Origin of the sequence: Bacillus swezeyi, from assembly GCF_001969815.1 — a bacterium.
GTDB classification, from domain to species: domain Bacteria; phylum Bacillota; class Bacilli; order Bacillales; family Bacillaceae; genus Bacillus; species Bacillus swezeyi.
Window position 1 is genome coordinate 1 of sequence record NZ_MRBK01000040.1, and the last position, 18,859, is coordinate 18,859.

Annotated in this window: 17 protein-coding genes and 2 riboswitches; all 17 genes read left to right on the forward strand. The window is 44.4% G+C overall.

Annotated features, from left to right (window positions below):
* Nucleotides 1–438 precede the first annotated feature (438 nt).
* The 17 genes from BTA30_RS20820 to purF all read left to right on the forward strand — a co-directional run bounded on the left by BTA30_RS20820 (nucleotide 439) and on the right by purF (nucleotide 18,770).
* A complete protein-coding gene (locus BTA30_RS20820; RefSeq protein WP_076763728.1) occupies nucleotides 439–1,701 on the forward strand; it encodes an ATP-grasp domain-containing protein in 1,263 nt (420 codons plus the stop codon).
* Entirely contained in the window at nucleotides 1,664–2,875 is a 1,212-nt protein-coding gene (locus BTA30_RS20825) for an ATP-grasp domain-containing protein (protein ID WP_076763730.1), read from the forward strand. The genes BTA30_RS20820 and BTA30_RS20825 overlap by 38 nt, the downstream gene beginning before the upstream one ends.
* 11 nt (nucleotides 2,876–2,886) lie before the next feature.
* Nucleotides 2,887–3,774, forward strand: coding sequence for an isocitrate lyase/phosphoenolpyruvate mutase family protein (locus BTA30_RS20830; RefSeq protein WP_239693552.1), 888 nt, complete (start codon nucleotides 2,887–2,889; stop codon nucleotides 3,772–3,774).
* Nucleotides 3,775–3,832: 58 nt separating this feature from the next.
* Nucleotides 3,833–5,032, forward strand: coding sequence for a pyridoxal phosphate-dependent aminotransferase (locus tag BTA30_RS20835; RefSeq protein ID WP_076763734.1), 1,200 nt, complete (start codon nucleotides 3,833–3,835; stop codon nucleotides 5,030–5,032).
* Nucleotides 5,033–5,095: 63 nt separating this feature from the next.
* Entirely contained in the window at nucleotides 5,096–6,313 is a 1,218-nt protein-coding gene (locus BTA30_RS20840; protein WP_239695197.1) for an MDR family MFS transporter, read from the forward strand.
* Between the two features lie 204 nt (nucleotides 6,314–6,517).
* Nucleotides 6,518–6,619, forward strand: a riboswitch (purine riboswitch).
* Between the two features lie 133 nt (nucleotides 6,620–6,752).
* On the forward strand, nucleotides 6,753–8,075 hold the full coding sequence (locus BTA30_RS20845; RefSeq protein ID WP_076763736.1) for an NCS2 family permease: 1,323 nt from the start codon (nucleotides 6,753–6,755) through the stop codon (nucleotides 8,073–8,075).
* A gap of 219 nt (nucleotides 8,076–8,294) precedes the next feature.
* Nucleotides 8,295–9,050, forward strand: coding sequence for a DUF6574 domain-containing protein (locus BTA30_RS20850; RefSeq protein ID WP_076763738.1), 756 nt, complete (start codon nucleotides 8,295–8,297; stop codon nucleotides 9,048–9,050).
* Between the two features lie 357 nt (nucleotides 9,051–9,407).
* Nucleotides 9,408–9,995 (forward strand): DUF2179 domain-containing protein, encoded by a 588-nt coding sequence (locus BTA30_RS20855; RefSeq protein ID WP_404802470.1) that lies wholly within the window; start codon nucleotides 9,408–9,410, stop codon nucleotides 9,993–9,995.
* Nucleotides 9,995–10,192 (forward strand): NETI motif-containing protein, encoded by a 198-nt coding sequence (locus BTA30_RS20860; RefSeq protein WP_076763743.1) that lies wholly within the window; start codon nucleotides 9,995–9,997, stop codon nucleotides 10,190–10,192. The genes BTA30_RS20855 and BTA30_RS20860 overlap by 1 nt, the downstream gene beginning before the upstream one ends.
* Before the next feature lie 78 nt (nucleotides 10,193–10,270).
* Nucleotides 10,271–10,372, forward strand: a riboswitch (purine riboswitch).
* 136 nt (nucleotides 10,373–10,508) lie between these two features.
* A complete protein-coding gene (gene purE, locus BTA30_RS20865; RefSeq protein ID WP_076763745.1) occupies nucleotides 10,509–10,997 on the forward strand; it encodes a 5-(carboxyamino)imidazole ribonucleotide mutase in 489 nt (162 codons plus the stop codon).
* Nucleotides 10,990–12,132, forward strand: coding sequence for a 5-(carboxyamino)imidazole ribonucleotide synthase (gene purK / locus BTA30_RS20870; RefSeq protein ID WP_076763747.1), 1,143 nt, complete (start codon nucleotides 10,990–10,992; stop codon nucleotides 12,130–12,132). Before purE ends, purK begins: the two co-directional genes overlap by 8 nt.
* The gene (gene purB, locus BTA30_RS20875; RefSeq protein ID WP_076763749.1) at nucleotides 12,129–13,424 is read left to right on the forward strand and encodes an adenylosuccinate lyase; all 1,296 of its coding nucleotides are present in this window, start codon (nucleotides 12,129–12,131) and stop codon (nucleotides 13,422–13,424) included. Before purK ends, purB begins: the two co-directional genes overlap by 4 nt.
* Before the next feature lie 75 nt (nucleotides 13,425–13,499).
* Nucleotides 13,500–14,216, forward strand: a complete 717-nt coding sequence (gene purC, locus BTA30_RS20880; protein ID WP_076763751.1) for a phosphoribosylaminoimidazolesuccinocarboxamide synthase — start codon at nucleotides 13,500–13,502, stop codon at nucleotides 14,214–14,216.
* Nucleotide 14,217: 1 nt separating this feature from the next.
* Nucleotides 14,218–14,472 carry a phosphoribosylformylglycinamidine synthase subunit PurS gene (purS, locus tag BTA30_RS20885; protein WP_076763753.1) on the forward strand — a complete coding sequence of 85 codons (255 nt, stop codon included), beginning with the start codon at nucleotides 14,218–14,220 and terminating at the stop codon, nucleotides 14,470–14,472.
* On the forward strand, nucleotides 14,469–15,152 hold the full coding sequence (gene purQ / locus BTA30_RS20890; RefSeq protein ID WP_076763755.1) for a phosphoribosylformylglycinamidine synthase subunit PurQ: 684 nt from the start codon (nucleotides 14,469–14,471) through the stop codon (nucleotides 15,150–15,152). Before purS ends, purQ begins: the two co-directional genes overlap by 4 nt.
* Nucleotides 15,136–17,364: a phosphoribosylformylglycinamidine synthase subunit PurL gene (gene purL, locus BTA30_RS20895; protein ID WP_076763757.1), complete on the forward strand. Its 2,229-nt coding sequence runs from the start codon at nucleotides 15,136–15,138 to the stop codon at nucleotides 17,362–17,364. Before purQ ends, purL begins: the two co-directional genes overlap by 17 nt.
* Entirely contained in the window at nucleotides 17,340–18,770 is a 1,431-nt protein-coding gene (gene purF / locus BTA30_RS20900; protein WP_076763781.1) for an amidophosphoribosyltransferase, read from the forward strand. The genes purL and purF overlap by 25 nt, the downstream gene beginning before the upstream one ends.
* Nucleotides 18,771–18,859: the final 89 nt, after the last annotated feature.

The following is an 18,859-nucleotide window of genomic DNA, read 5'->3' on the forward strand; positions in this document are numbered from 1 at the left end:
ATATAAAGATTTGAGGCTTTTTTTTATAAAAAATTATAGCTGAATTTGCCTGTTTTTAAGAGCAGAGGACATTTTGTCATAAATTAACACTAGAAGAGGTGTCCAGTTTGTTGTCAACAAATAAGTTCGCTCCACTAGTATTTTTTTCAGTTATATCGCCAACCTTCACCTCACTGCACCATCTGTTCATTTGTCTGATAAAACCGAATTCATAAAATATTTATTGAATTAACAAGTATGTATGATATTATAAATATATACAAATATAGGATATAATGTATTTTCATTTCCAAGCGGCCTTGTTGTTAGTTAAGAATGATAATAATTTAGCCTTCAATGGCTTTGAGTGTCACTCTTTATTTTTGCATTCAGTCCTTTAGATTCGCAGAAGGTTTTTGAAGTTGTAGAAAAAAAGAAAAATTGAAAGAGGCTCAAAGGATGAAAAAACATATTTTATTTTTTAATGCTACTTATATAAAAAAAATTTCTACTTTAGAGACTGCTAAAAACTTAGACTTAACGGTGTCGGTTGTTGGACCTGAACTTCCTGAATGGTCGCGCCCCTTCGTTGACCATTTCATTTGTGCAAATACTTATGAGATGGATGAGACTATACCTGTACTGAAGGAAATGACCGAGAAAAATCCTTTTGACGGAGTCATTACATTTTGGGATAGGGATGTGGTGCCTGTGGCGGTGACTGCCCAAGAATTTAACCTGAAAGGCAGTCCGGTGGAAGCGGCGGAGCGGGCTCGAAATAAATGGAAGATGCGTCAATATTTAAACCGTGCACAAGTTCCACATCCAAAATATCACATGTTTACAAATTGGAACGAATTATATTATGCAAGCGTTGAGATGGAATACCCCTTGATCATTAAGCCTGTGGGGGCTTCTGCAAGTAAAGGCGTGTTCCGAATTACAAAGCCAGAAGATTTATATCGCGCCTATCAGGAGTTGTTAAACGCTGCGATGCCGGAAAACGATAAAATGTTTTCTTTTTATCAAAACGAGTATCTGGTTGAAGAGTTTATGAATGGACAAGAAGTCAGCATTGAGGGAGTGATTTCCGATGGAGTCATTCACTTTGCTGGTGTTACTGAAAAATGGACGGATCAGTATTTCGAAGAATATCAGCATGCATTTCCTGCCAGACTGTCTGAAGCTATGGAACGTGAATTGTTCAACATCACAAGTGAAGGGATAAAAGCTTTGGGGCTGGACCATTGTGGTTTTCATGCCGAGGTCATGATCACAGGGAAAGGGTGCAAGATCATAGAGATCAACGGTCGTCTAGGTGGCGACTTCATTACCACACATTTGGTTCCTCTAGCCAAAGGTATAGATATAACACGTGAAAACCTATTGGCTGTATTAGGAGAAAAAATAAGCTTTGAAGCTTCGAAAACAAGAGCTGCCTGCGTCAGGTTTTTGATTGCAGACCGTGCAGGTGTAGTAGAAAAGTGGGAAGGTGTAGAAACGATTAAAGAAATGCCCGGAGTCGTTGAATTTGTTTTAGAAAAACAGCCGGGCGATCACGTTGGCCTGCCGCCTGAAAAATTTCATGATTCCCGGATTGCTTATGTCATCACAGAAGCCGACGATACAGAAAAAGCGATTAAATATGCTGAAAATGCATTATCCAAAGTGAGGTGTTTCATCAATGGAGCGGAAGAGACTGTTCCTGGTAGGGATTCCTGAAACGCATATTGAGAAGGCTATTATGCGGGCTAAGCAACTTGGTTTTGACGTCTTATTAGGAGATACAGAAGCTTCATTGAAAAAATATGAGCATTTAATAAGGGAAGCTGATCAAAAAATCGTATTAGACTATACGAATGATGAAAATCTATTCTCAGTCGTCAAAGAAATCCATGACAAAGAACCTTTAGATGCCTTATTTACTTTTAAAGAAACCGGCTTATTCAATGTATCTAAACTTCAGCAAGCATTTCATTTGAAAGGGAATCCTCCGTCTGTAGTACAAACATGTCTTGATAAATATAAAACGCGGCGGCTTTTAAAAAAGGCAGGACTAAACTCTCCTAATTTTGGATTGTGTAGGAGTGTGGAAGACGTATACGATTTTTGGACTAAATATAAACATCCTATCATTTTAAAGCCGAGATCTCAGCAAGGCAGTATCGGTGTCATAAAAGTTGAGAAAAGAGAGGACATAGAGGCGTGTTTTAAAGAATGTTCAAAACATGACGAAGAGAAATCAATATTAGCTGAAGAATTTATTAAAGGGAAGGAAATATCTATAGAAGCCGTTGTCTGTCATGGCGAGGTTGAAATATTTGGTGTAACTGAAAAGCAACTGTATCCTGGAACTTTTGTGGAATCGGGACATATTTCGCCTTATCAATATCAAGAAAAACATCAGGATTTTTATAAGAAGCTGATCAAGAGAGTTGTTCATGCCGTTGGAATCGTATTTGGCCCCTTGCATATTGAAGGATATCACACAAATAAAGGATTTGTGGTAGGCGAGGTGCACACACGCTATGGCGGAGACAATATAGTGACCATCACTGAAATCGCTATGAAATGTGATATGCAAACTCCTATTTTTGCTGAACTGGCGGGAATTCCATATAAACCGGAAAGGAAACCTGTTCCAAACGAAGTATGCGCTGTTCGCTTTTTAGAAACGAACCAAGGAATTGTGCACGCGATAAAAGGGCTCAGCGAGCTGAAAAGTATGGAGAATGTAGTTGATTTTCATGTGAATTGCAGTGTTGGTGACTCAATCGGGCCAATAAAAAACAGTTACGATAGAGCAGGTTGGATGATTGTAAAGGGGAAGAATGAGCGAGAAGTCAATGACGCATTACGTGATGCGTTTGACAAGATAAAAATAATAATTAGATGAAGGGGAGAATGATGGTGAGAAACAGAAAATCATCTATTTTAAGGGATGCTTTAAAAAGTAAAGGTTTGGTAAAAGTTGCGGGAGCTCATGACGGCTTAAGCGCCAAATTAGCAGAGAAAAACGGATTTAATGCCATATGGGCAAGCGGTTTGGGTATCTCAGCTGTGCAAACCGTACCTGATGCCAGTATATTAACGATGACTGAATTTCTTGAAGCTGCCGTCATTATGAATGAATCATGCAACTTGCCGGTCATTGCAGACTGTGATTCAGGCTATGGGAATATTCATAATGTCACTCGTATGATAAAAAAATATGAAGTTTCTGGTATTGCTGGGGTTTGTATTGAAGATAAAGTATATCCAAAATTAAATTCATTTGACGACAGACAACAGCTTCTTGTCAGTACAGAAGAATTTTGCGAAAAAATTAGAGCAGCAAAGATGGCTCAACAAAATGACGATTTTGTATTGATTGCCCGTGTCGAAGCTTTAATTGCCAAATTAGGTCAACAAGAAGCTTATACAAGAGCGAAAGCATATGTTCAAGCTGGAGCGGATGCAATTTTAATTCATTCAAAAGAACGATCGCCTGATGAAATTGTTGAGTTTGTTAACAATTGGGACGTTGATGCGCCGTTGGTTGTGGTTCCGACTAAATATCCGACGCTCTCAATGGAACAGCTGGAGGAATTGGGAGTAAAGGTTTCCATCTATGCGAATCAGGCTTTGCGTGCTTCTGTTAAGGCTATAAATGATACATTCGAAAGCATTATAAACAATAAATCGTCTTTGCAGATTGAAAAAGAGATAGTGAGCGTTAAAGAGATATTTGACATTCAAGAAGTTCCGGAGATGAAGCAGCTGGAGCGTTTGGTCCATAAGCAGCCGGCTACTTGAGGTTTTGTATTCTGAAATTTTAAGTATGTCCATATATAAGACACTGGAGGCGTTTCAAGTGAATAAAAGATTATCTGAGAGAGTCATGAATATAAAACCTTCGGCCACTATGTCACTAAATGCCAAAACAAAGATGATGATAAAAGAAGGTAAAGATATTATCAATATGAGTGTAGGTGAACCGGATCTTCAGCCGCCATTAACAGCCTCATATGCAGGAATCCAAGCGATAGTGAATGGCCAAACCGGATATACACCGGCAGCAGGACTGGCTGAATTAAGAGAATCCATTGCAAAATACTTGTTGAATGAACGAGGAATCGAGTATAGACCGAATCAAATAATTTCTTCAGCCGGAGGAAAACAACCGTTATATAATGTTTTTCAAGCAATTTGTGATGAAGGTGATGAAGTTGTCCTCCCTTCTCCTTACTGGGTGTCATATCCAGAGCAAATCAAACTGTCGGGAGCGGTTCCCGTAATTGTAAGATGTGATGAAACGACTGATTTTAAAATGACGCCGGAAAAGCTTGCAGCAGCGATTTCCCTTAAAACAAAAGCTGTCGTCATTACATCTCCGAATAATCCGACTGGGTCCGTTTATTCCGAAGATGAATTGAAAGCGATCGGAAATGTGTTGAAAGATTATAAGAACATTTTTATTATTTCTGATGAAATCTACGATCAGTTTGTGTATGATGACAAGCATGTCAGCCTGCCTTTCATTTTTCCCGAATTACAAGACCGGACTATCATAACGAATGGATTTTCTAAAGTGTTTGCAATGACTGGTTGGCGGCTGGGTTATATCGCAGCCCCATTGGATATAGCTGAGGCAATTGCCAGCTTTCAAAGCCATGCTACAGGTAGCCCGTCAACGATTTCTCAATATGCGGGCATAGCGGCTTTGAATGGTTTTGACCAGTCGATGGTCGAAGAATATAAAAAGAGACGCGATCTGTTAGTCGGCGGTTTAAATCAAATTCAGGGTATCCGCTGTGCCGAACCAAATGGGGCCTTTTACGCGTTTCCGAATGTTTCGCGATTTATCGGGACAACATTTGAAGATCAAAAAATCGTTGATGCGGAGACATTTTGCCAGCTGCTGCTGGCAAAACAGCACGTATCGGCTGTTCCCGGTACAGCATTTGGAGAGCGGAACAACATCCGCTTGAATTTTGCAATTCCAAAGGATCTTATTACTGAAGCGTTGAAAAGAATCGAGAACTTTACAACTCAGCTGGCCATTAAGGTATAACACTGACATCCTAAACAAGCCTTTTAATCCGCATCTCATGTTCAGGCAGGTGGTTTTTTTAAAATGAAACAATTAAGGATTCATCCTGTGGGTTGGAATATCATTTTGGGAACCTTGTTTAGCAGAATGTCAGTTTCAATGAGTATTCCTTTCCTTTCTATATACCTTACACAAGTCAAAGGTGTATCTCCAGCTTTGACTGGCATCATTGTATCAGTAAGTTCTCTTGCTGGAATTGTAATGAGCTTTTACGGCGGCTATTTGTCTGATCTTTTTGGCAGAAAAATTGTGATGATAACGTCTGTATTTTGTTGGGCGTTTGTATTCACAAGCTTTATTTTTGCAAATAGTATAATCGCATTTTTTGTCATCAATGCGCTTAATGGGCTATGTCAGTCAATTTTTGAACCGGCGTCTAGAGCCTTGTTATCCGATATAAGCAAAGAAGAAAATCGTTTGAAGATGTTTAATTTGCGATATACTGCGATCAATATAGGCGTGGTTTTCGGTCCGCTTATAGGCCTTCGTCTGGGAGCTGCCAAAACGGCTCTCCCTTTTCTGATCGCAGGTCTTACATATTTTCTTTACGGTCTGTCTCTCATATTTTCATTCCGGAAATTTAACATAGACGAGAATAACCGAAAAGAAGATAAAACGACGATTGCTACGGCTTTTCATGTGACAAGAAAAGACAAGGTATTTCTTATCACATTATTTGGAGTGATTTTATCAATATCCGGATACGCGCATTTTTCTACAACATTACCGCAATATTTTGCTGCCAAAATGGAGGACGGGGTGACCGTGTTTTCATGGCTTTTGGTTCTGAATGCAATTGTTGTCCTAATCGTTCAATATCCTATTGTGAATGCTATGAAAAAGTTCCCGCCGATACATTCAATTATTCTTGGGAATATGCTTATTAGTTTCAGTTTGCTGTTCTTTTCATTTTCAGCTAATCCGGTCATATGGGGTATTATCGTTATATTTTTCACAATAGGGGAAGTTTTGATTTTTTCAATGGTCGATATGTTGGTGGATGAAATTGCAAAACCAGGTTTAAAAGGTACATATTTTGGAGCAACTGGCTTTAACCGTTTAGGAAATGTAATTGGGCCATGGCTGGGCGGAATGCTTCTTTCCTATTTTGGAGTTAACGGGTCCATTTATATATTCTTCATCCTTTNNAAAAAGCCGTTAATAAGAGTGGCTATTTTTGCTGGAAACGCCACCAAATTGTTTTGCCATTATGCTTTATCTGATAAGACCCTTTCACGTTAAAAACACTATGGCAAACAGTCTAAAGAGATGGTTCAATATCATAAAAAGAGAAAATGGTGTAGTATGGTTTTTGTCAACGATGGCGGGGTTATCTTTAAAAGAAAAACGGTCAGAATTTGGAAAGATAACGAACAAAACAAACTTTGTATCCAGTAACGTTCGTTTTTATATTGTGTTTCACGTGAGGTATTGTTACAATTGTATAGTAATTTAAAAAAGACTTGTCGTATAATCATGGGGATATGGCCCATAAGTTTCTACCAAGCTACCGTAAATGGCTTGACTACGCTTGTATACAATATTTTGTTCGTGAAAAAAACATTTTTTCAGTATGAAATATGCCGTAGTCAAGCGTCCCGCCAATTGGGGCGTTTTTTGTTTAAAAGCAATGGTTTATGAAACAATAAAAACGACAGAAAATTGAGAGGAGTATACCATTTTGAAGCGTTTCTTTCAGTTTGAAGAATTGGGCACAAATTATCGGAGAGAAATAATCGGCGGACTCACCACATTTTTGTCCATGGCATATATTTTGATCGTCAACCCGCTTACCCTTTCACTGGCGTCGGTGGAAAATTTCCCGGATGCATTGAGAATGGATCAAAGCGCCGTTTTTACAGCAACTGCCGTCGCGGCTGCTGTCGGCTGTTTTATCATGGGGCTGCTCGCGAAATATCCGATTGCGCTTGCGCCGGGAATGGGGCTTAACGCTTTCTTTGCTTTTTCTGTTATTTTGACGATGCAGATTCCATGGCAGACGGCTCTGGCCGGCGTTATGGTGTCAGGACTTATTTTTATCGTCTTATCGTTGTCAGGCTTGCGGGAAAGAATTATCAATTCGATTCCGTATGAGCTGAAAATGGCCGTTGGAGCGGGGATCGGGCTGTTTATCGCTTTTGTCGGGCTGCAAGGTTCACAAATTATCGTTGCGAATCCCGATACGGTGGTAGCGCTCGGAAATATTCATTCAGGCCCCGTTCTGCTGACTGTATTCGGACTTATCATCACAGTGATTTTAATGGTTTTGCGCGTAAATGGCGGCATTTTCTTTGGAATGCTGATTACATCGGTTGTCGGCATGGTCTTTGGCCTGATTGATGTACCTGAAAAAATCGTCGGGGCTGTGCCGAGTCTTGCGCCGACATTTGGACAAGCCTTTATGCATCTTCCCGATATCTTTACAGTGCAAATGCTTGTCGTTATTTTAACGTTTTTATTCGTTGATTTTTTTGATACGGCCGGTACATTGGTGGGCGTTGCTTCACAAGCCGGTTTGATGAAAGAAAATAAACTTCCGCGTGCGGGACGGGCTTTGCTTGCCGATTCTTCCGCAACCGTCGCCGGGGCGATCCTTGGAACATCGACAACGACGGCTTATGTTGAATCAAGTGCAGGAGTAGCCGCCGGAGCACGGACTGGATTTGCGGCGCTTGTTACAGGTGTGCTGTTCTTGCTATCACTGTTTTTCTCGCCTGTTCTGAGCGTGATTACGTCACATGTGACAGCACCTGCTTTAATCATCGTCGGCGTGCTGATGGTGGCGAACCTTAATAAAATTGACTGGACCAAGTTTGAAATTGCGGTTCCCGCATTTTTAACAATGGTTGCGATGCCGCTTACGTACAGTATTGCCACCGGAATTGCCATCGGATTTATTTTCTATCCGATCACGATGATCTTTAAAGGAAAAGCAAAAGAAATCCATCCGATTATGTACGGCCTGTTTGTCGTATTCGTATGTTATTTCATTTTCTTAAAATAAATTGATTGGAAAAGCCCTTGTTCAGTAAATGAACGGGGGCTTTTTTGATGTGGGAAAAATTGAAAAGTGGAACCTTTGGTTCCGGTTTTTCGTCATATATAAGGGCTGCTCTATCTATGCTAAAATAGGGGTTTGTCTTGACTGTTTCACACAGCTTATGTAATTTATATAAGTGCTTTTCATAATGTAAAGCTTTTGAATAGAATAGGAGTTGCTTATATGATTGAAGAACAGCGCAACAGAAATGAAGAAGATATAGAACAAGAATCCGCATCAAGGATGTCGAGAAACTCGCGGAAGTCGAGAAAGAGTAAGGAGACAAACGCATCTGCGTCAAAAGCAAAAACGGTTATGCAAAGCGTGATTGCCGCTTTGTTCCGCTATTTCAGTTTTGTGCTGGATGTGTTGAGATCTCCTGTGCGTGCAGCTGAAGAGTATGACCGGACTTATTTTAAGTATTCCGTTATATCCATGACGCTTTTGGCTGTTTTCTTTTCGCTCGGAAACTTTTATCAGCTCCTGGCGGGACGCGGCAGAGTCCTCGGTTTTGGCGTATCTGTCCCATTCTTTGAAGTGTTTTTTGTTGTTTTCTTATATTGCATGATTTTCATGTTTTGGGCGATTGCGGCAATTTGGGCTGTATCAAGGTTTATGATGAGGTTTAACATCTCTTTTTATGAAACGGCGGCGAAATACGGCTCTCTTTTAGTTCCGTTGATCATTCCGGCCGCACTGTGGATGATGTTCGCGATTGTCAATGTGACAACGATGACGGTGATTCTTTCGATTTTGATGTTCTTGGGAATGGCCTTCGGAACATTTTTCCTGATTCAATCGATTTATGAAAAAAGCGAAAAGACGCGGATCGATTTAATGTATTGTGTCTTTACCGTCCTGCTGATCGAATTGATATATGCGGGTGCAACATGGAAGTTCATGGCCGGTTATTTGTTATCATCGCTGATTCCGGTCTGAAGAGGCTGAAAGCCGGTTTTTTTTCAGAACCGGCTTTTTTTCTTCATTAAACTGGAGCGGCCAACCAAAACCAAATCCGGACGATCTATCATCGTACACGCTAAAAACGTCTGTGAAAGAACACCGCACTTTAAAAGAAAAGCGCAGATGGCCGAGGTGAATGGAAAGCCCGCCCTAAACATGTGCTCTGACAGGACGTTTAAAAGAACGTCTTTTTTTATTGGAATGAAAGCTTTGAAACTATAGGAAAAAGGGTAAACTGTTCATATGCGGAATCGACTGTTGAGATTGTCGAAAAATTTTGTGGTGAAGCAGGGCCATTATAGGATTGTATATGCAGAATTTCTCTAGTAGAATATGATTGCTTTGGATCTAAAGGAGGGATTGCAATTGCTTCACACAGCACTTCTGCAGGGTGTGGGTATGGTTGGCATCATTCTGGCTATTAACATTATATATGTGACATTTTTAACCCTTCGAATGATACTGACACTTAAAGGACAGCGGTATCTTGCTGCTTTTATCGGTACAATTGAAATGCTGGTTTATGTCATCGGGCTTGGACTGGTTTTAGATAACTTAAATCAAATCCAAAATGTGATCGCTTATGCGGCCGGATTTGGGATTGGAATTATCGTCGGCACGAAAATCGAAGAAAAGCTCGCTCTCGGCTATATTACGGTAAACGCCATTACGAAAGAGCTTGATCTGGATCTGCCGAAACAGCTTCGGGAAAAAGGCTATGGCGTGACCCATTGGGTGGTCGGCGGACTTGAAGGAGACAGGACGGCGATACAGATCTTGACGCCGAGAAGATATGAGCTGCAATTGTACGAAACAATCAAATCGATCGACTCAAAAGCATTTATCATTTCCTATGAACCGAAAACGATACACGGCGGTTTCTGGGTAAAAGCCGTGAAGAAAAGGAGAATTAAAGAGTAATGACAAAGCCAAAGAAAAAGCGCTTTGAAGTGACAGAAGGCGAAACGATTGAAACCGTTTTAAGCCAAATGCAAAAAGAAGGCTACACACCGGTTCGCCGAATGGAGGAACCTGTATTCAAAGAAAAGAAAGAAAATGGAACGATTCAGGTCATTCCGTGCGGAAGAAAAATTATATTTGAAGGGAAATTACTCTAAATCCGAACATTAAAACAACAAAATATACTATCGTTCGATAATGTCGTTGACATTATCACAGTCCGTTGTTAAGATAAACATGACATGAAAACACGACCTCATATAATCTTGGGAATATGGCCCATAAGTCTCTACCCGATGACCGTAAATCGTCGGACTATGCAGGAAAGTGGACAATAAACTGACATGGAAAACGCGAGAAGCGGACTAACTGACGATACACGCGCCATGCCCGGTTTGTGTTGCTTCCTTCAAATGCAATGCATGCCGGGCTTTTTGTTTGCAAAGAATGACAGCTAAAGGTGGGACAAAAAATATGAAGCCTCTTATTGGTGTTATTATGGGAAGCACATCTGACTGGGAAACGATGAAGCATGCATGCGACATCATTGAGGAACTTGAGATTCCGTATGAAAAAAAGGTTGTTTCCGCTCATCGGACGCCTGATTTCATGTTTGAATATGCCGAAACAGCACGGGAAAGAGGCTTGAAAGTCATCATCGCCGGAGCGGGGGGCGCAGCACACCTGCCGGGAATGGTTGCAGCCAAAACAACGCTGCCTGTTATCGGTGTGCCTGTGCAGTCAAAAGCGCTGAATGGACTTGATTCGCTTTTATCCATTGTACAAATGCCCGGAGGTGTTCCGGTCGCAACCGTTGCAATCGGGAAAGCCGGAGCTGTCAATGCCGGACTCCTTGCGGCGCAGATTCTCTCCGCTTTTGATGAGAAACTCGCTCTAGCATTGAATGAACGAAGAGAAAACATGAGACAAACCGTTTTGGAAAGCGGTGATCAGCTTGTATAAACAAACGATTTTTCCTGGTGCGACAATCGGCGTTATCGGCGGCGGTCAGCTTGGCAAAATGATGGCAGTCGCGGCAAAGCAAATGGGCTATCGTATAGCGGTGGTCGACCCCGTTCCTTCTTCGCCCTGCGGCCAGATCGCCGATATTGAGATCACGGCGGCCTACAATGATAAAGAAGCGATACAGAAGCTTGCCGAAGCGAGCGATGTCATTACCTACGAATTTGAGAATATTGACTATGACGCACTGAACTGGCTGAAGGAAAATGCTTATCTGCCTCAGGGAAGCGAGCTTTTGCTCCTCACGCAGAACAGGGAGACGGAAAAAAAAGGGATTGAATCGGCTGGCTGCAAAGTGGCGCCATACAGGATCATTCATGATCAGGCCGAACTTGAAGCGGCCGTATCAGTGCTCGGACTTCCGGCTGTGCTGAAGACATGCCGCGGCGGGTATGACGGAAAAGGCCAGTATGTGATCAAGGAAAAAGCTCAAATCGAAGAAGCTGCGGCTCTTTTGCAGCATGGGGACTGTATTTTGGAAAGCTGGGTTCCTTTCAAAATGGAATTGTCTGTGATCGTGACAAGATCAGTACACGGAGAAACAGCCGTATTCCCGGCGGCTGAAAACATCCATAAACAAAATATTTTATTTCAAAGCATCGTTCCTGCAAGAGCTGATGATGCGATTCAGGAAAAAGCAGCGGCTCTGGCTGTCCGGCTTGCCGAAAAGCTTCAGCTCGTCGGAACGCTCGCTGTTGAACTTTTCCTAAAGGAAGACGGCGGGCTTCTTGTCAACGAGCTTGCGCCGCGTCCGCACAACTCAGGCCATTATACACTCGATTTGTGTGAAACAAGCCAGTTTGAGCAGCATATCCGGGCTGTCTGCGGACTGCCGCTAGGCAAAACGGACCTTCTGAAAGAAGGGATGATGGTGAATCTTCTCGGTGATGAAGTGTACATGGCCGAGGAAGAGCCTGAGCTCTTAAAAGAAGCGAAACTTTATATATATGGAAAACATGAAGTGAAACCAGGCCGCAAAATGGGGCATATGACATTTTTAAGAAAACCCGATCAAGAATGGATCGAGAGAATCACCGAAAAGTGGATCGAAAGAGATGGAGGACGAGGACAATGATTGAACGTTATTCTAGACCGGAAATGGCTGCGATTTGGACGGATGAAAACAGATTCCAAGCATGGCTGGAAGTTGAAATACTGGCATGTGAAGCATGGGCGGAGCTCGGCGTCATCCCTAAAGAAGATGTGAAAGTTCTGCGGGAGAACGCGTCATTTGACATCAACCGGATTTTAGAAATCGAGCAGGACACACGCCATGATGTCGTCGCATTTACCCGCGCCGTGTCTGAAACGCTTGGCGAAGAGAAGAAATGGGTTCATTACGGACTCACATCAACAGACGTCGTCGATACCGCTCTTTCCTATCTATTAAAACAGGCGAACGACATTTTGCTCAAGGACATTGAGAGATTTGTTGACATATTGAAAGAAAAAGCGAAAGAACATCAATATACGGTGATGATGGGCCGCACACACGGCGTGCATGCCGAGCCGACGACATTCGGTTTGAAGCTTGCCCTTTGGTATGAGGAAATGAAGCGTAACCTGGAGCGCTTCAAACAGGCGAAGGAAGGCATCGAGGTTGGGAAAATCTCAGGCGCTGTCGGCACATATGCAAACATCGACCCGTTCGTTGAATCATATGTGTGCGAAAAACTCGGCCTGAAGGCAGCGCCGATTTCCACGCAGACATTGCAGCGCGACCGGCACGCCGACTATATGGCCGCCCTTGCACTGATTGCGACAAGCATCGAGAAATTCGCCGTTGAGATCCGCGGATTGCAAAAAAGCGAAACCCGCGAGGTTGAAGAATTTTTTGCGAAAGGCCAGAAGGGTTCATCCGCGATGCCGCATAAGCGGAATCCGATCGGTTCGGAAAACATGACGGGAATGGCGCGCGTGATTCGCGGCTACATGCTGACGGCTTATGAAAATGTACCGCTTTGGCATGAGCGCGATATCTCCCATTCATCAGCGGAACGCATCATTCTCCCTGACGCGACGATTGCGCTCAACTACATGCTGAACCGCTTCGGCAACATCGTGAAAAACCTGACCGTGTTCCCTGAAAACATGAAGCGTAATATGGACCGCACACTAGGGCTGATCTATTCCCAGCGCGTTCTTCTCGCTCTGATCGATACCGGAATGGCACGCGAGGAAGCGTATGACACAGTTCAGCCGAAAGCCATGGAAGCATGGGAGAAGCAGGTGCCGTTCCGCCAGCTTGTCGAAGCCGAGGAGAAAATTACGTCGCGCCTTACTCCAGAACAGATCAATGACTGCTTTGACTACAATTATCATTTGAAAAATGTCGACTTCATCTTTGAACGCTTAGGTTTGGCATAGAATGGGGCGCCCGCCTTTTCAAGGCGGGGGTCTAAACGTTGAAATATTTCCAACATTCGGGTTAGGAGGCCTTCTGTGAATATTGTGAAAAATGAACTTTTATACGAAGGAAAAGCGAAAAAGATTTACCGGACGGATGATGACAATGTTTTGTTTGTCGAATACAAAAACTCGGCAACCGCTTTTAACGGAGAAAAAAAAGCGGAGATTGACGGAAAAGGCCGTTTAAATAATGAAATTTCCAGTCTGATTTTCACAAGGCTTCACGAGAAGGGAATCAGGAACCACTTTGTAGAACGAATTTCTGAAACAGAGCAGCTCATTCAAAAAGTGACGATCATTTCGCTTGAAGTCGTTGTCCGCAATGTCGTCGCCGGAAGCATGTCCAAACGCCTCGGCATTCCGGAAGGCACAGAGCTGGGGCAGCCGATTATCGAATTTTACTACAAGGATGACGCACTCGGCGACCCGCTCATTACCGAAGACCACATTTGGCTTTTAAAAGCGGCTGAGCCTGAGCAAGTGGAGAAAATCAAATCGATTGCAAGACATGTAAATGAAGAACTTCAGCAAATCTTCGCAGCCGGTGATGTCAGATTGATAGATTTCAAGCTTGAATTCGGGCTTGATGCAGACGGGCAGGTTCTGCTTGCCGATGAAATCTCTCCGGATACGTGCCGGCTTTGGGATAAAGAAACAAATGAAAAGCTTGATAAAGATGTATTCAGAAGGAACTTAGGCGGATTGACTGATGCATACGAAGAAATTTTCAAAAGACTTGGAGGCATGTAATATGTACAAAGTAAAAGTGTATGTCAGCTTAAAAGAAAGTGTTTTAGATCCTCAAGGAAGTGCCGTCCAACATGCTTTGCACAGCTTGTCCTACAAAGAAGTTCAGGAAGTCCGCATCGGAAAATACATGGAGCTGACAATCGAAAAATCCGACCGCGATCTTGACGTTCTGGTCAAAGAAATGTGCGAAAAACTTTTGGCAAACACGGTGATTGAAGACTACAGATATGAAGTTGAGGAGGTTGTCGCACAGTGAAATTTGCGGTGATTGTGTTGCCTGGCTCAAACTGCGATATCGATATGTTTCACGCCATCAAGGATGAGCTTGGTGAAGAAGCGGAATACGTCTGGCACACGGAAACGAGTCTTGACGAATATGACGGTGTTCTGATTCCGGGAGGCTTTTCATACGGTGATTATTTGAGATGCGGCGCGATCGCCCGCTTTGCAAACATCATGCCGGCCGTCAAAAAAGCGGCTGAAGCCGGAAAACCGGTGCTCGGGGTTTGCAACGGATTTCAAATTTTGCAGGAGCTTGGACTTTTGCCGGGCGCAATGAGACGCAATAAAGATTTGAAGTTCATTTGCCGTCCTGTTGAACTGATCGTCCAAAACGATAAAACACTGTTTACCTCTTCTTATGGCAAAGGGGAAGCCATTACGATTCCGGTCGCCCATGGCGAAGGAAACTTCTACTGTGATGAACAAACGCTTGCCGAATTGAAAGAAAACAACCAAATTGCCTTCACATACGGAACGAATATCAATGGAAGCGTCGATGATATTGCCGGCGTCGTCAATGAAAAAGGCAATGTCTTGGGCATGATGCCTCACCCTGAGCGCGCTGTCGACTCTCTGCTCGGAAGCGCCGACGGTCTTAAGCTGTTTCAGTCTATCGTGAAAAATTGGAGGGAAACTCATGTCGCTACTGCTTGAACCAAGTAAAGAACAAATTAAAGAAGAGAAAATCTATCAGCAAATGGGTGTCAGTGATGACGAGTTCGCCCTGATTGAATCGATTCTCGGAAGGCTTCCAAACTATACGGAAATCGGAGTTTTTTCGGTCATGTGGTCAGAGCACTGCAGCTACAAAAATTCGAAGCCGATCTTGAAAAAGTTTCCGACCAATGGCGAACGCGTTCTTCAAGGTCCTGGGGAAGGCGCAGGGATCGTTGATATTGGCGACAATCAAGCGGTCGTGTTCAAAATCGAATCACACAACCACCCGTCAGCAATTGAACCCTATCAGGGAGCCGCAACAGGAGTAGGCGGCATCATCCGCGATGTCTTCTCAATGGGTGCCCGTCCCATCGCGGTTTTAAACTCTCTTCGGTTTGGTGAACTCACTTCACCGCGTGTGAGGTACTTGTTTGAAGAAGTAGTCGCAGGGATTGCCGGCTACGGCAACTGCATCGGAATTCCGACCGTCGGAGGAGAAGTGCAGTTTGACAGCTGCTATGAAGGCAACCCACTCGTCAATGCGATGTGCGTCGGATTGATCAACCATGAAGATATTAAAAAAGGGCAGGCAAAAGGCGTCGGCAATACCGTCATGTATGTCGGGGCAAAAACAGGGCGCGACGGCATCCACGGTGCAACATTCGCATCTGAGGAAATGTCTGATGCTTCAGAAGAAAAACGCTCAGCCGTTCAAGTCGGCGATCCGTTCATGGAGAAGCTTCTTCTTGAAGCTTGCCTGGAAGTCATCAAGTCCGACGCCCTTGTCGGCATTCAGGATATGGGTGCGGCAGGACTGACAAGTTCGAGCGCGGAAATGGCGAGCAAAGCGGGTTCAGGCATTGAAATGAACCTTGACTTGATCCCGCAGCGGGAAACGGGCATGACACCGTATGAAATGATGCTTTCCGAGTCTCAGGAGCGCATGCTCTTGGTCATTGAGCGCGGCCGTGAACAAGAAATCATCGATATCTTCGACAAATATGATCTTGAAGCAGTGGCCGTCGGCCATGTCACAGATGATAAAATGCTGCGCCTTTTCCACAATGGAGAAAAGGTTGCCGAACTTCCGGTTGATGCGCTGGCAGAAGAGGCGCCTGTCTACCACAAGCCTTCAACGGTTCCGGCTTATTACAAAGAGTTCCTTGAAACAGATGTCCCTGCGCCAAAAGTGGATGATGCGAAAGAGACGCTTCTCACGCTTTTGCAGCAGCCGACAATTGCAAGCAAGGAATGGGTTTATGACCAGTATGACTACATGGTGCGGACAAATACGGTTGTCGCCCCTGGCTCAGATGCGGCGGTTCTCAGAATCCGCGGAACGAAAAAAGCGCTGGCGATGACAACAGACTGTAATGCACGCTATTTATACCTCGATCCGGAAGCCGGCGGAAAAATCGCGGTCGCTGAAGCGGCGCGCAATATCGTCTGCTCGGGCGCGGAGCCGCTTGCAGTCACAGACAACCTCAATTTCGGAAACCCGGAAAAGCCGGAAATTTTCTGGCAGATTGAAAAAGCCGCTGACGGCATCAGCGAGGCGTGCAATGTATTAAGCACACCTGTCATCGGCGGAAACGTATCTCTTTACAATGAATCGAACGGAAAAGCGATCTATCCGACGCCTGTCATCGGTATGGTCGGACTTGTCGAAGATACAGCGCACATTACGACACAGCAGTTTAAAGCAGCGGGGGATTTGATTTATGTCATCGGTGAAACGTTTCCTGAGTTTGCCGGAAGCGAGCTGCAAAAGCTGACAGAAGGAAAGATTTACGGAAAAGCGCCTGTGATTGATCTGGCGGTTGAACAGGCACGGCAAAAAGCGCTTCTCGAAGCGATCCGCTCAGGGTTAATCCAATCAGCCCACGACGTTTCAGAAGGCGGCCTCGGCGTAGCGCTTGCCGAAAGCGTCATGTCTGCTGAAGGCCTCGGCGCCAGTGTCACTCTGGAAGGCGGCCCTGCTTTACTATTCAGTGAATCACAATCACGTTTTGTCGTATCTGTGAAAAAAGAACACCAAGCGGCTTTCGAAAAGCTTGTAAAAGACGCCAGCCATATCGGTGAAGTGACGTCTGACGGGATTTTTGCCATTCAAAGTCAGGAAGGAAAACAATGGATTCATGCGCAGGCAGAAGAGCTTAAAAGCGCATGGAAAGGAGCTATCCCATGCTTGCTGAAATCAAAGGACTAAATGAAGAATGCGGCGTATTTGGGATTTGGGGGCATGATGAAGCACCGCAGATTACGTATTACGGACTCCACAGCCTTCAGCACAGAGGTCAGGAAGGCGCCGGCATCGTGGCGACAGACGGACAACAGCTGTCTGCCCACAAAGGGCTGGGGCTGATTACAGAAGTCTTCCAAAACGGCGAGCTTGAAAAAGTGAAAGGAAGAGGGGCGATCGGCCATGTCCGTTATGCAACGGCGGGCGGCGGCGGTTTTGAAAATGTTCAGCCGCTCCTTTTCCATTCGCAAAATAACGGCAGCCTGGCACTTGCTCACAACGGCAACTTAGTGAACGCCAGCCAGCTGAAACAGCAGCTGGAAAACCAAGGAAGCATCTTCCAGACGTCATCTGATACAGAAGTACTTGCACATTTAATCAAACGGAGCGGCCACTTCACTTTAAAGGATCAAATTAAAAACGCCCTTTCCATGCTGAAAGGCGCTTACGCTTTCTTGATCATGACGGAGACGGAAATGATCGTGGCGCTTGATCCGAACGGACTCAGACCGTTATCGATCGCAATGCTCGGCGACGCGTATGTCGTCGCATCTGAAACGTGTGCGTTTGACGTGGTTGGCGCGACCTATCTGCGCGATGTTGAACCGGGAGAAATGCTGATCATCAATAATGAAGGCATGCAGTCAGAAAGATTCTCCATCAATATCAACCGCACAATTTGCAGTATGGAATACATTTATTTCTCAAGACCTGACAGCAATATTAACGGAATTAACGTCCACAGCGCCAGAAAGAACCTCGGCAAAAAGCTGGCCGAAGAATCCGGCATTGAAGCGGATGTTGTCACAGGTGTTCCGGATTCAAGCATTTCAGCGGCGATCGGCTATGCAGAAGCGACGGGCATTCCTTATGAACTCGGACTCATCAAAAACCGCTATGTCGGCAGAACCTTTATCCAGCCTTCCCAGTCGCTCAGGGAACAGGGCGTAAGAATGAAGCTTTCCGCCGTCCGCGGAGTTGTTGAAGGCAAACGCGTCGTCATGGTGGATGATTCGATCGTCCGCGGCACGACGAGCCGCCGGATTGTGACGATGCTCAGAGAAGCTGGCGCGACGGAAGTTCACGTCAGAATCAGCTCTCCGCCGATTGCACATCCGTGCTTTTACGGAATCGACACATCGACGCATGAAGAACTGATCGCTTCCTCTCATTCAGTAGAAGAAATCCGTCAGGAAATCGGCGCCGATACGCTGTCATTCCTAAGCATTGACGGCCTTCTTTCCGGGATCGGCAGAACGTATGAAGGCGAGAATTGCGGTCAATGCATGGCTTGCTTTACAGGGAAATATCCGACAGAAATTTACCAGGATACCGTTCTCCCTCATGTGAAAGAAGCAGTTCTGACAAAATAATTGGCCGGGGTCCATCAGGACGCCGTGCCTGCTGAAATGAATAAAGGGCAGCGAGAGGTTAGGCTGCTCTTTTGATTTGAAATATCATG

Excerpts from the sequence above, each read along its gene's own strand:
- BTA30_RS20820 (WP_076763728.1), top strand. The coding sequence starts at position 439 with ATGAAAAAACATATTTTATTTTTTAATGCTACTTATATAAAAAAAATT.
- BTA30_RS20825 (WP_076763730.1), top strand. The coding sequence starts at position 1,664 with ATGGAGCGGAAGAGACTGTTCCTGGTAGGGATTCCTGAAACGCATATT.
- BTA30_RS20830 (WP_239693552.1), top strand. The coding sequence starts at position 2,887 with ATGGTGAGAAACAGAAAATCATCTATTTTAAGGGATGCTTTAAAAAGT.
- BTA30_RS20850 (WP_076763738.1), top strand. The coding sequence starts at position 8,295 with ATGATTGAAGAACAGCGCAACAGAAATGAAGAAGATATAGAACAAGAA.
- BTA30_RS20855 (WP_404802470.1), top strand. The coding sequence starts at position 9,408 with ATGATTGCTTTGGATCTAAAGGAGGGATTGCAATTGCTTCACACAGCA.
- BTA30_RS20860 (WP_076763743.1), top strand. The coding sequence starts at position 9,995 with ATGACAAAGCCAAAGAAAAAGCGCTTTGAAGTGACAGAAGGCGAAACG.
- purE (WP_076763745.1), top strand. The coding sequence starts at position 10,509 with ATGAAGCCTCTTATTGGTGTTATTATGGGAAGCACATCTGACTGGGAA.
- purB (WP_076763749.1), top strand. The coding sequence starts at position 12,129 with ATGATTGAACGTTATTCTAGACCGGAAATGGCTGCGATTTGGACGGAT.
- purS (WP_076763753.1), top strand. The coding sequence starts at position 14,218 with ATGTACAAAGTAAAAGTGTATGTCAGCTTAAAAGAAAGTGTTTTAGAT.
- purL (WP_076763757.1), top strand. The coding sequence starts at position 15,136 with ATGTCGCTACTGCTTGAACCAAGTAAAGAACAAATTAAAGAAGAGAAA.
- purF (WP_076763781.1), top strand. The coding sequence starts at position 17,340 with ATGCTTGCTGAAATCAAAGGACTAAATGAAGAATGCGGCGTATTTGGG.